Annotated in this window: 11 protein-coding genes; 6 read left to right on the top strand and 5 right to left on the bottom strand. The window is 48.6% G+C overall.

Annotated elements, in window-relative coordinates; genetic code table 11:
• Positions 1-169 precede the first annotated feature (169 nt).
• Together KME12_21105 and KME12_21100 are read right to left on the bottom strand one after the other, a co-directional pair.
• The gene (locus KME12_21105) at positions 170-1,420 is read right to left on the bottom strand and encodes an MFS transporter (protein ID MBW4490286.1); all 1,251 of its coding nucleotides are present in this window, start codon (positions 1,418-1,420) and stop codon (positions 170-172) included.
• Positions 1,421-1,606: 186 nt separating this feature from the next.
• Positions 1,607-2,224, bottom strand: coding sequence for a hypothetical protein (locus tag KME12_21100; GenBank protein MBW4490285.1), 618 nt, complete (start codon positions 2,222-2,224; stop codon positions 1,607-1,609).
• A gap of 179 nt (positions 2,225-2,403) precedes the next feature.
• On the opposite strand from KME12_21100, the gene KME12_21095 reads away from it, so the two are divergent.
• The 3 genes from KME12_21095 to KME12_21085 all read left to right on the top strand — a co-directional run bounded on the left by KME12_21095 (position 2,404) and on the right by KME12_21085 (position 5,652).
• The gene (locus KME12_21095) at positions 2,404-3,201 is read left to right on the top strand and encodes a response regulator (GenBank protein ID MBW4490284.1); all 798 of its coding nucleotides are present in this window, start codon (positions 2,404-2,406) and stop codon (positions 3,199-3,201) included.
• Positions 3,189-4,145, top strand: coding sequence for a PleD family two-component system response regulator (locus tag KME12_21090; GenBank protein MBW4490283.1), 957 nt, complete (start codon positions 3,189-3,191; stop codon positions 4,143-4,145). Before KME12_21095 ends, KME12_21090 begins: the two co-directional genes overlap by 13 nt.
• Before the next feature lie 397 nt (positions 4,146-4,542).
• Positions 4,543-5,652 carry a ferrochelatase gene (locus KME12_21085; protein MBW4490282.1) on the top strand — a complete coding sequence of 370 codons (1,110 nt, stop codon included), beginning with the start codon at positions 4,543-4,545 and terminating at the stop codon, positions 5,650-5,652.
• A 128-nt stretch (positions 5,653-5,780) separates the two neighbouring features.
• On the opposite strand, the gene KME12_21080 is transcribed toward KME12_21085, so the two are convergent.
• Positions 5,781-6,359 carry an NAD(P)H-dependent oxidoreductase gene (locus KME12_21080; protein MBW4490281.1) on the bottom strand — a complete coding sequence of 193 codons (579 nt, stop codon included), beginning with the start codon at positions 6,357-6,359 and terminating at the stop codon, positions 5,781-5,783.
• Positions 6,360-6,772: 413 nt separating this feature from the next.
• On the opposite strand from KME12_21080, the gene ftsH reads away from it, so the two are divergent.
• Entirely contained in the window at positions 6,773-8,698 is a 1,926-nt protein-coding gene (gene ftsH, locus KME12_21075) for an ATP-dependent zinc metalloprotease FtsH (GenBank protein ID MBW4490280.1), read from the top strand.
• Between the two features lie 174 nt (positions 8,699-8,872).
• On the opposite strand, the gene KME12_21070 is transcribed toward ftsH, so the two are convergent.
• Complete coding sequence (locus KME12_21070; GenBank protein ID MBW4490279.1) at positions 8,873-9,490, bottom strand: M23 family metallopeptidase; 618 nt, start codon at positions 9,488-9,490, stop codon at positions 8,873-8,875.
• Positions 9,491-9,937: 447 nt separating this feature from the next.
• Between KME12_21070 and KME12_21065 the strand changes: the two genes are divergently transcribed.
• A complete protein-coding gene (locus KME12_21065) occupies positions 9,938-10,327 on the top strand; it encodes a hypothetical protein (GenBank protein ID MBW4490278.1) in 390 nt (129 codons plus the stop codon).
• A gap of 112 nt (positions 10,328-10,439) precedes the next feature.
• Here the strand turns inward: KME12_21065 and KME12_21060 are convergent, their stop codons facing one another.
• Positions 10,440-11,735, bottom strand: a complete 1,296-nt coding sequence (locus tag KME12_21060) for a lipid-A-disaccharide synthase (protein MBW4490277.1) — start codon at positions 11,733-11,735, stop codon at positions 10,440-10,442.
• A gap of 219 nt (positions 11,736-11,954) precedes the next feature.
• On the opposite strand from KME12_21060, the gene KME12_21055 reads away from it, so the two are divergent.
• The gene (locus KME12_21055) at positions 11,955-12,431 is read left to right on the top strand and encodes an ankyrin repeat domain-containing protein (GenBank protein ID MBW4490276.1); all 477 of its coding nucleotides are present in this window, start codon (positions 11,955-11,957) and stop codon (positions 12,429-12,431) included.
• Positions 12,432-12,687: the final 256 nt, after the last annotated feature.

Raw genomic sequence — 12,687 nt, 5'->3', positions numbered from 1 at the left:
TGATGCATTAAAGGCTAAGACTTCAGTTTAGAGCCGAATCCTGATCCCTGTCGAGAGATTAGCTCCCAATAGTTTCTAGATTGGCCGAACTTACATCAAACCTGCACCTGGCAAAGGGTAGAGGTGTCTCGGCTGTCAGGAACTGATGACACTTGCAACCCGATTGCCATTAGATCACGTCTTGCAAAACTCGGCGGGTATTTTGCCAAGCCCAAATTCCTACCATACTAACTAAAATGCTCATGCTTAGCAGCACCGCCCGTAAACCAATCGCATCGGTAAGCGGACCTGCGATCGCCAATGGCAAGCTAAGCGCAATATTGACCACATTATTCTGAAAGCCAAACACCTTGCCTCGCATAGATTCTGGCGTTTGTTGTTGGATCAGGGTTTGCATCGGCACCCCAATCAGCGAGGCCCCAATCCCTAAGAAAGCACTTAAACCCAAACCGACCCAAAGATTGGTAGTAAACGTAAACATGCTCAGAGCAAAAGCCATGCACAAAAAGCCAATCAGCGGCAGCGGTTTGTGATGAAAGCGATCGCCCCAGTGACCCAGCACACCCGCACCCAGCACCATACCAATTCCGGCGGCGGCCAACAAAATCCCAAATTGATTCGGTTTGAGACCAATATCTTCCACTAAGTTGATCGCAAGAACCGTCAGCGCTGCAAAGACAGAATACAAAATGGTGAGTTGCAACATGGCATTACTCACTAGGCGATTTTTCTGGAGATACCGTAAGCCTGCTTTGAAATCGTGCCAAGGATGAACCGCTACCAAGTGAGCAGCGACAGCCTTCTCCTTGATGGGCATCAGCCACAAAATTACTGCGGCCAAAATATATAAACCGCCTACCATGATTTCTTGGCCGAAGTTACCTGCTAGGTTGGCAAAGCTCAATAACGGCTCCCCTACCGCAAACCCAATAATCAAAGACCCCAGCATCGTAGTTGTGAATAGGGCGTTCGCTGTCATTAACCCTTCGCGCTCCACCAGAAGCGGAATCGCTGCCTGTTCTGCGGGAGCAAAAAACTGAGTCAGCACTGATTCCAAAAATGCAATCAGGAGCAAGAGCGAAAAAGCTTTGGGCAAAATCGGAATCGCTAGGGTGAGTAACCCCCGAAAAAGGTTGCCGCCACTCAAAATTTGTCTTTTGGGAAAGCGATCGACAAAAATGCCTGCTGCGGAGCCAAATAAAATGGCGGGTATGGTAACTGCGATCATCAACAGCGATCGCATGGAGTTTTCAAATCCTGGCAGCGGCTTGTAATCTACCAGCAAGGTAATCAGTAGTACGAAGAAAACTTTATCAGCGACTTGTGAAAGTACCTGCCCCGTCCACAACACTAAAAAGGCTCGATTCTTCATCAAGCTGCGAAATCCACTTTCAGAAGGGGGTGGGGTAACTGGGAGCATAAAGTGATGGGAGGGTTATAAAGTCCAGGGATTCTACTTCCCCTAGTGTGCGCTTTGTCAGCTCTGAAGTATCAGTTGTTAAGCAACTTTTGGCTCAAAGGGTTGACGGCAATTTCTAGGAGAATCAGCAAGTCAAGCGCGATCGCTAGTTTTTATAGCGCCAGTTTTGTAGCGCCAGTCTTGTTTTTAGCTTACAAAGAGATCGGACTCTCCGTAGCGCTGCAATAGGACAGTTAGAAAAACGTCTGCGGTAGTGGCGATGGGTTGAGACGGCGCTGTTGATGCTGTCGGAACCCACCATCCCTGAATGGTTTGCGGCGATCGCCAGAGGTCTAAATGATCAATGGCTGGATCGGCATAAAAACTGTCTGCTCCAGCACCTAGTAGAGCAGAACTCCAATGAGTAAAGTGATCGTGACTGACGCGATGAATCGGGAAGTTTCCGTATAAAGGTACACCCCAACCGTCTAATGCGATCAACGCTTTTACTTTACCTCCCAACTGTTGCCAAGCCCAAGCCGCCCCAATTGCACCTGCGACACCAGCACTAAAACTCAAGAATACAAACTCATCAGGCTCAGCAGAGAACGGGTTCTGCCGTAATGTTTCTTGAAGAAACTGCACGATGTGAAACGCAGAATAAGCAGGATAACGCTGGACGGGAAAAATCAGCAATTGTTTGGTGCTATCTACCTTAGAGCCATCTACTACCGATAAGCCTGGAGTAGAATGCAGCCGTAAATTCTTGAGAAAGCTGCTGGTCAAGTTTATATCGTGCATTCCCGGACAAATAAGGATGCTCATAAATTCAAGATCACTAACAGCCAACTCTGCAATTTCTGGGTTGTCTTAGCTCTACTTTGGTGCTACTTGTCTAGTGCTCCTAGCGAGAGGGTACGCGATCGCGCTGATTGCCTCGTAACCCTCACGGGAATATTAGAAGCAAAATTCGAATATGGCACAGGTTTAGGTCTAGCTATCCCATGAATTCAACCACAGTAGATACTGCAATAGAACCAACTCAATTGCGGATCTTGCTAGCTGAAGACCACCTAGTAAACCAAAAAGTCGCATTGTTGCTGCTGAAGCAATTAGGCTACCGGGCTGACGTAGCGAGAAATGGCCTAGAAGTGTTAGAGGCTCTGCATCGTCAGGCTTATGATGTGATTCTCATGGACATCCAAATGCCACAAATGGATGGATTAGAAACAGCTCGTTGCATTAGTCAGGAATGGCCACCAAACCGACGTCCTTGGATTATTGCCGTGACTGCCAATGGCATGCCGGGCGATCGTGAGATGTGTCTGGAAGCGGGAATGGACGATTACATCAGCAAGCCGATCAGAATCGAGGAGTTGTCTAAAGCTTTGCTCAGGGGGCAGCCAAAGTGGGGCGATCGCTTAATACAGCCCAATACTGACCCAGTAGCGGTTGATTCGCAAGTCATACAAGCTTTCCGAAATATGGTGGGTGAAGACGCGAGTGGCATTTTCGTAGAACTGATCAATAGTTATCTCCAAGAAACTCCCAAAGTGATTCAGGCAATGCAAACCGCGCTAACCCAAGATGATGTAGCTTTACTGTGCTTGTCAGCTCATACTCTAAAGTCAAGTAGCGCTACCTTAGGAGCCAGTAACTTAGCTGGATTGTGTAAAGACCTAGAGATCTGCTGTCGGGAAGCCGCCCCCATGAGCTTGACGGCAAAAGTCGCTTTAGTGGAGGTAGAGTTCACCAGGGTTAAAACAGCCTTAGAAGTGGAGCAAAAACGGTGTCTGCCATAAGCCCAGTCTTAGATCAGCGAGCGTCTCCATTAGTCTTAGTCGTCGATGACGATGTGTTCATGCGTCTACAGCTCCGTCGAGCTATGGAGCAAGAAGGCTATCAGGTCGTAGAGGCCACCAATGGAGAGCAGGGTCTCGAAGACTACAAGCGCCTTCAACCTGATATTGTGCTGCTAGATGCGGTCATGCCTGTAATGGATGGGTTTACCTTCTGTGCCAATCTGCAATCTCTCTCTAGTGGCGATCGCACCCCTGTACTGATGATCACTGGCTTAGAAGATGAAGAATCAGTGGCGCAAGCTTTTGCGGCTGGAGCGACTGACTATGTCACTAAACCAATTCATTGGGCCGTGCTACGCCAAAGAGTCAAACGCCTAATTCAGCAAAGCCAACTCTACCGCCAATTAGAATCAGCCAATCAAGTCCTACAACGCCTAGCCTCTGTAGATGGCCTCACCCAACTTGCAAATCGCCGCTGCTTTGATGAGCACCTTTATCAAGAATGGCAACGCCTGACACGAGAACAAGCCCCTCTGTCTCTGATCCTAGGTGACATTGATTGCTTCAAGCATTACAACGATACCTATGGCCATCAAGTCGGAGATGACTGTCTCCACCAAGTTGCTAAAACTATTAGTAGTTGTGCCAAGCGCCCTGCCGACCTAGCAGCCCGCTACGGCGGTGAAGAATTCGCCTTGGTTTTGCCGAATACAGAGTCGCGGGGCGGGGTCAGAGTCGCTCAAAACATCCAATTCAAAGTCAAAGCTCTGCAACTTCCCCACAAAAGTTCTCAGGTTAGTGATTGTGTCACTTTGAGCCTGGGCATTGCCACGATGATTCCCCAGGTTGATGCAAATCCCTCTGCCTTAGTAACCGCTGCGGATAAAGCTCTATATCAAGCTAAGGCCGTAGGGCGCAATCAGTACTGTATTTATCAAACTTAAATTCATCAAACTTAAATCATCTACCCATCTCTCTATGCATTTCTCTAGAGGGAGTATTTTAAGGTGAGCATTCGCTATTTTCGTTATTTAAAGAAGCAATTACCCGTCAAGCCAAGAGCACGAACCAAGGGCGCGGACAGTGAGTTAACTGTGGGCAATTACCGCTGCTAAAGCATTTTTTAATCCCATCCCCTCTGGGGGGATGTTAGCCTAGGGGAGATTAGGAGGTACTTAGAGCAGAGTTCTTCAGCTCAACCACTGCTTTAGGTTGCCACCGATTAGTTCAGATTCACTAAAGTGCAAGGTCGAGGAATACACAGTGGTTGCAACTCCCGAAAAACAGCAACAACAAGCCCCAGCTTCCGGTGCCCCCCAAGATCAAGTAGCTGTATTGCTGATGGGCTATGGAGAAGTCGAAAGCTACGAAGATTTTGCGAACTACAATGAGCAAGCTCTAAACTTACTCACCGCTAAGTTCGCCCCAGTTCCCACTTGGATCTATCCTCCCCTGGCCAAACTCCTCGCAGTTTTTGATTTACATGAGTGGGGACACCAGCACGACAACTTCATTTCGCCGCACAATGCCATTTTTGAGCAGCAGCGAGCTGGGATCGAAAAAAACTTACAAGTGAGATGGGGCGATCGCGTCCAAGTTTTCAAAGCTTTTAACTTCTGTGCACCCTTTCTGCCAGAACAAGTGCTAGCCGAGATTAAAACCAAAGGCTTCGACAAAATTCTGATCTACCCGCTTTTGGTTGTGGATTCCATCTTCACCAGTGGCATCGCTGTGGAGCAAGTCAATAATGCTCTGGCAAAACTGGCAGATGGTACCGAGCATTGGGTAAAAGGGCAACGCTATATCCCATCCTTCTACAGTGAGCCAGAATATATTGAGCTGCTAGCGAATTTGGTAGAGGAAAAAATTAAGGCAGATTTAGCTGTAGCGCACCTCCCTTCCCAAACGGGCATCATTTTGATGAATCATGGCTGCCCCCATAAAGCAAAAGGCTTCACCTCCGGGATTGAAGAAAGTGAAGCGCTTTACAATCGAATTCGGGAAAAGCTGATTTATCGCTACCCCCTGATTTCTCCGGGTTGGCTAAACCATCAAACTCCTTTGATTGAGTGGACTCAGCCTAATGCTGAGCTAGCTGCCAAGAACTTGATGGATTTGGGCGCAACAGCTCTCGTGTTTATGCCGATTGGCTTTGCGACTGAAAACCACGAGACGCTTTTAGACGTAGACCACATCATTCATGGTCTGCGCCGCCAACGGCCCGACGTGACCTACGTACAGATGGAATGCGTCAATGCCCATCCTGAGTTCTTGCAGATGGCGGCAGACTGGGCTAATCCACAAATCGAAGCGTTGTTGTCAGAGCAAGCCCTAGCGGTAAACCCAAGCCTAGCCGCAGTTCAAGCACAACATACCCATGACCACCATGATCATGGTCATCACAACCACAGTCATGACCACGATCATCATCACGGGCACCACCATCATTAGAGAACGAGTGTTGTAGAGGTGCTAGTGTAGCGATCGCCTCTAGACAAACCTAGTGGTAACAAAGCAAGGGGGCTAACAACCCCCTTTTTGCTGTGGTTTTCAGCAATACCAGCAACCAAAACCTCTGCCTAAGCTTCAACCAAGTCCTGCGAAACCTCCACAGATACACCGCGTAGCTTACAAGTGTTTTCGACCAAGCTGTGGGCAAACTGGTCGAATCGTTCCGACAGTTTTTCGTCTCGTAGCTGCCCGTTTTGGTCAAAGGCATTCCAAGCTTGTGCGATCGCAACTTGTTCTGGAATCACCCAAGCATGCACCCACCGCATAATCACTCGCAGGTCGTTCAAGGCGTTGCTGTTGGATTGTCCACCTAAAACGCTGATCAGCCCAGTTACCTTATCAGACAATTGCTGAAAGCTCAGTAAGTCCAAAGCGTTTTTCAGCACACCACTGAGGCTACCGTGGTACTCCGGTGTAGACAAAATCAGGCCATCTGACTGCTGCACCGCTTGGCGTAAACGAGCTACGTCTGGGTAGTCTAAGTACTCCTCTTTACCTCCCTGACAGAAGGGTAAGTTTAAGGTACGGAGGTCGATGACTTCTACTTCCGCACCGAGCGATCGCACTCGTTCTGCCGCTACATGCAGCGCTTGGTAGCTGTGAGAGTCGGCGCGTAAGCTACCACCTATACCAACAAATCTAACCATAGGTCTAACCCTTATAACGAAATTCCGTGCAAGCTTGAAATAGCAACTCACAGCTTCAACAGAAAACCGAGTTTGAATTAACCGGGACAAATTTGGTTTTCTGAGAGTCTACTCTCTAGAAGCCACATCCTTAAAAAGCGGAGTCATTACGACTACACTTAGTCTAGCAATTAAAGTTACATTTCGTCAAATTCCTATCTCTCTGTTTAGAGAATTAAGTGGGAATTTGTTGAAGGCTGTAGTAACACCTAGCAACTAGGCCTAATTACAGGAGTAGTTGACTCAAAATCCTGCACTCAGGATTGGGAAAGTTAAACTAGATAAGAGATTCCCTCGCTCCTATCTGCGAAGCAGAGTTTTGCAGCTCTGCCCAGAGGAGCCAGGTTCAGGCGGGAGGCAAAAGGCAATCCAGTATGAAAAGTTTCCGCAAGACACTGACAAATAATCGACTTATGAGGAGTTCTGCCGTTACTGGAGCAATCACAGCCAGTTGGTTTTTGCTCCAAACTGTGTTGCTAACAACTCCAGGGCTAGCTCAAGCAGGCCGCAACTCCCTCACTTACGGTGAGCTCTTGCGGAAAATTGATGCGGGCCAAGTATCGCGGGTTGAGGTCGATCCAACCCAAAATGTCGCTAGAGTGCGATTGGAGGGGGAGAAAAAAACCGACACGATGCAGGAAGTGCCTCTGTTGGAGCAAAATCCAGAGTTGGTGGAGCGCCTCCGAGCCAATGACGTTGACTTTGAAGTGCAGCCGTCTCCCGACAACAGTACAGCCGTGGGTTTGCTGGCCAATCTACTGTTGATTTTTCTGCTAATCGCGGGTTTGCTGATTATCCTGCGGCGCTCCACCAATTCCCCAGGTCAGGCGATGAACTTTGGTAAGTCGCGGGCTCGTTTCCAAATGGAAGCCAAAACAGGGGTCATGTTTGATGACGTGGCTGGCATTGAGGAAGCCAAGGAAGAACTCCAAGAAGTGGTTACTTTCCTCAAGAAGCCAGAACGCTTTACTGCCATTGGAGCGCGTATTCCTAAAGGAGTGCTGTTAGTTGGCCCCCCAGGAACAGGGAAGACCTTGCTAGCTAAAGCGATCGCGGGGGAAGCGGGAGTGCCCTTCTTCAGCATCTCTGGTTCTGAGTTCGTCGAAATGTTTGTTGGTGTGGGTGCGTCTCGCGTCCGTGACCTGTTCAAGAAAGCCAAAGAAAGTGCCCCTTGCATCATCTTCATTGATGAGATTGATGCGGTGGGTCGGCAACGGGGTGCAGGCATCGGTGGCGGCAATGATGAGCGGGAGCAAACCCTTAATCAGTTGCTCACCGAGATGGATGGCTTTGAAGGCAACAACGGCATCATCATCATCGCGGCCACCAACCGTCCTGATGTTTTGGATTCCGCTTTATTGCGTCCTGGCCGCTTCGATCGCCAAATTATGGTAGATTTACCCAGCTATAAAGGTCGCCTGGGAATTTTAGAAGTTCATGCTCGTAATAAGAAGCTAGCGCCAGAAATCTCTTTGGATACGATCGCCCAACGCACCCCTGGCTTCTCTGGAGCTGATCTGGCCAACTTATTGAATGAAGCCGCTATCTTGACCGCCCGACGGCGCAAAGATGCAGTTACACCTCTAGAAGTGGATGATGCGATCGATCGCGTCACTATCGGCCTAACACTCACGCCGTTACTTGACAGCAAGAAGAAGCGCCTAATTGCCTATCACGAAGTAGGTCACGCGCTCCTAATGACGCTGCTAGAGAAAACTGACCCTCTAGACAAAGTAACGATTATTCCCCGCTCTGGTGGAATTGGTGGATTTGCTAAACCTCTACCCAACGAAGAAACAATTGATGATGGTCTGTACAGCCGATCTTGGTTGATCGATCGCATCACCGTTTTCTTGGGTGGCCGTGCAGCGGAAGAAGAAGTGTTCGGTTACCATGAGGTCACTAAAGGCGCTTCGGGAGATATCCGGGCCGTGGCTGACTACGCGCGAGAAATGGTGACTCGCTACGGCATGTCTGACTTAGGACCATTTGCGCTCGAAAGCCAAAGCAGCGAAGTATTCTTAGGTCGAGATCTCATGAATCGCCCGAACGAATACTCTGAGGAAGTTGCCACTAAAATCGATCGCCAAGTCCGAGCGATCGTCTTTCAGTGCCATGAAAGAGCCCGCACTTTGTTACGAGAAAATCGGGCTTTGATGGATCGGCTGGTAGATACATTGCTCGATCAAGAAACGGTAGAAGGCGACCAATTCCGTCAGATTGTAGCTAAATACACGCAGTTGCCTAGCAAGCATCAGCCAGCAGCTCCGAGTGAAGTCAGTAGCAATAGCTACAGTTAATACCTGTAGTGCGGGCAACATGTCCGCACAGATTAGCTCATATCTCTTCCCTAAATTCAAAGATTAAACCTGAAAAAGAGAGTAAACAGATTTCTACGGCTGCTTACTCTCTTTCCTTTTTGGAATGCTTTAATTCAGGACGCTCAATAAGAACGCTTAATCAAGAACACTTAATTAGGAACGGCTAGAAACTGAGCGACCAGCTCTTTGCTGAGCATACATGGCCCGCAATACTAAGGCTGGATCAACCCACTGCCCAGAATATTTCATCCCCCAGTGGAGATGGGGGCCAGTGGTACGGCCTGTCATACCAACTCGGCCAATTCGGGTACCAGCGACTACTTGCTGACCTTCCCGCATCTGAATGCCACCTTCGCGATCGATCATGGAGCGACCACCATTGGCAGCTTCAACATGACCTCGCATGTGGCAGTAAATATGTTCCCACTCACCTGACTGAATGACGACTGAAGTACCGCAAGCACTATTATCCGACACCTCAACGACGGTACCATTCCACCAACTCCGGATGTAGCTACCTTCGGGAGCAGCCATATCTAAACCGTGGTGGAATTCCTGACTATAACCACTAGGAGATTGGCGATAGCCGAATGGAGACGTATAAGCTTGAAAATTCTCAACTGGGAAAGAAGCGCCTTGCCAAGTGCTGCCTGTTGCGACTTGACTGGCTTCAACTTCTACAGCTTTAGCGGTTTCCTGAGGCCAATCGGAGGCAACGAAGCCTGCTAAACCCAAACCCGCAATTAGTAGGTATTGTCCAATCCGAAGCATAGTTTTAGATTTTAGGGGCGACGCGGATGCTTGCTGCTTACTCCTCAACTGCTCAACAAACTTACAATTGCGTTTCTCCATACAACGTCCTTTGCGGATGACGAAATAATTTCCAAGGTTTCAATCAGGGGGCAGGATTGAGTCTGCTGTTGGTCAAGCACTCAGGTTATGTACGTCGATACACGCGTTTAAGTTCCTCAAGCGATCGCTCCTAGGATGAGAAGTTATTCGCTCAGAGCCTTTTCTTAGAGTCATTTTGTATTAAGAAGCACTAATAGCTATCAACGCTAACTCAGCGCTTCCGGAGTATATTACCCTAGGCCGCTGGCAAATCTATCAGGTCTTTATGTCAATTCGCTACAGAGTTGCTCGATCAGTGTGAATTTGTCTTTATATCTGTTACAACTTTTTACAGTCCACTAATTTTTACAACCTGCTGCCGTAGCCATGCAGATTAATATTTTTCCCATACCGTTGGTACTCGATACGACGGCGATCGCAGGGGCGAGTTTGTGGTCGCTAGCCTTATATTTAGGATTCTCACCCGTGAGCCAATGGGTAACAGAGCAAATCAATCGCTGGTTTAACTTCGCCGAGCGATCGCTCTACACATCAGAAGCCGAGTTTGAGCGGACTCGAAAAGGACGGGAAGCGCAAAATGCCTTCTACGCTTCAGTATTTAGCATCGTGCCGTTTCTCGGAGTTGGAGCGCTGTGCAACTACGGAGTCGAAATTAGTCTAGGTGAAAGCTGGGCTATCAGTTTAGGAATTTTGACTTGTATTGGCTGTGCTGTTTATGAATTGGGCCGCCGAGATGGGCAGGCTGCGGGGAAGTGAGAAAAAAGAAAGGATGAAGGAGGAGGGATGAGGGATGAAGGATGAGGGATGAGGGAGGAGGGATGAGGGATGAGGGATGAGGAGTTAGGGGAGAGGAGTTAGGGGAGAGGAGTTAGGAGTGAGGGGAAAGGGGAGAGGAGTTGAAGCCTAGTTCTTCAGTGACGATCTGACTGAGTTTTGTGGCGGCTCCGGGTTGGCCTCGAACACTGCGGAGGCGATCGCGGATTTGTTGCAATTGCTCAGGATGCTCCAGCAAGTCTAGGGCTAGATCTGCAACTTCTTGCGGCTGCACAATTCCCACTTTTTCTGGCACAATCTGCTCCTGCGCCCAGATATTGGGCCAAGCGAGCAGGCGTGGTTTACGGAGAAACCACCAATTGATCAGTTTGGCGAAATTGCTGCCTACACCAGGCAAGTTGACCAATAAGCCAGGAATGCCACCCCAAGCCCGCATCGCATCTGCTTGTTGCATGGGCACTAGCACAATCATGGGAACAGCCAGGGAACCCAACTCGGCAGTGTTTGCGCCGACTGTCGTGAGACAAAGTTGGCACTGTGAAAGTAGATCATAAGCAGGAAAATGCGTCCAAAGCTCTACCTGCAAACCTGCTGTTGTTTTTAGGTAAGGACGTTGGCTGTCTCCGGGCATCACTAAGTGAGCCTCTACACCACCAAATAATTGCGAAATTGGATTGTGCTGAGGATTAGCGAATCGGGCCAGAGTTGGTAGATCGAGGCTAGGTGCCACCGGAATGACGAAGCGGGTTTGGGGGCGGACAGCATGGATTTGCTCCGCGATCGCTAAGGTTAACGGAACGCCTTGAGCTAGTTTGGCTGGCTTAGACCCTGGTAATAAGCCAATCAGTTCTGTGTTTTTACTTGTGCTTGCATCTGTTAAATAGTTCTTAGGTCGATCGAAGGTGCCTGCCTCTGCCATTAAGTCACCCACGACGGTAAATTTGTGGGCTTGGGCGGGGGGAGCTTGAGCAGCAATTTCCGGTTTCATGACTCCAAAGCGATCGATCCAGCGTAGCCAACGAGCATCCCACTCGGCGTAGACCACGGTTCTGTACCCAAGCCGCCTACCAATCACAACTGGAAAAAACTGATCGCCGCCTAGAAATAAAACCACCCCGCGATCGCGCCATTCCCAAGCGTCTACAGTTTTACCAGATAGCAAAAACGCAGCGAAATGCTCAGCCGATTGGACTCGGTCAACTTCTCGGTAGCTTTGCGCGATCGCGGCTTCTTGGCCGCTAGCATTAGGGCAAGGAGATAAAACAACCGAAATCCGAACTTGGGCGCGATCATCCCCAAGTTGCGCTCTCAATGCCCTAACCACAGGTTTCACCCAGGTGGATAGCTCTCCAGGCCCATTGGAGAGAATCAAAATATCAACAGCAGACACTAATTTGCTTCTCCTGTCCTTAAGAATAGCGATCGCGGTCTTAGCACTCGGTCAGTTTGCACCACAGCCACTCCTCCTAGGATAAATTTTTCCTAGAGCGACTTTGATCGCTTGATTTGATCAACCTACAGATCCACTTACAGAAGTAGATGCGATCGCTCAGCTTGAATTCAATCCATTCACACTTCTTTGTGTATGTCTAGATAGGGATCGTAAGCCATGACAGACTTGATCGCTGCATCTAAACAGGGAAACATAGCCCAAGTAGAAGCCTTACTAGCTCAAAAAGCAGACGTAAATGCTCAAGATGAGGAAGGCTCAACCGCTTTAATCGCAGCGGCAGAAGCAGGGCATGCGGATGTGGTTGCAGCCCTGCTGAACCAAGGTGCAGCAGTCAACGCTCCAGACCCAGATGGCTGGTCTGCTTTAATGGGTGCGGCTGCGACTGGGCATCTCCTGATTGTCCAATTGCTGCTCAATAAAAACGCAGAAGTTAATGCTAAAACCAATTTCGGTTTGACGGCGCTAATGAGTGCTGCTGCTAAAGGCCATCCGGAAGTTGTAAAAACTTTGTTAGCTAGTGGCGCTGACATTGATGCCAAGGATAACCATAATTGGACTGCTTTTGTTTGGGCGGCGGAAGAAAAGCAGACAGAGGTAATGGAGCTACTAAAGCAAGCCCGTCTAGGTTCCTAGCATTGTCACAAGCCAAATAACTATTTGAATAAGCGGTAGTTCCAGTAAATTTTGGCAAGACCGCATAAATTAGCTTTTTTCGTGAATTTGGTTATTAGCACACAAAATCAAAAGCTTTAAGACTGAAGCAATCAATCGAATTAAAGGAGCGGCTTCTAATACGTTAAATCCTTAAATTCCTGCCAAAAATAAATTTTTTTGGGAAAATTAACACCTAAAAAGCTACCAAATTATTAATTATTTCTCAAAATAATTA

Source organism: Trichocoleus desertorum ATA4-8-CV12 (assembly GCA_019358975.1).
GTDB classification, from domain to species: domain Bacteria; phylum Cyanobacteriota; class Cyanobacteriia; order FACHB-46; family FACHB-46; genus Trichocoleus; species Trichocoleus desertorum_A.
Note: the sequence above shows the minus strand (reverse complement) of the source record. Positions and strands in the feature narration are given on the sequence as shown.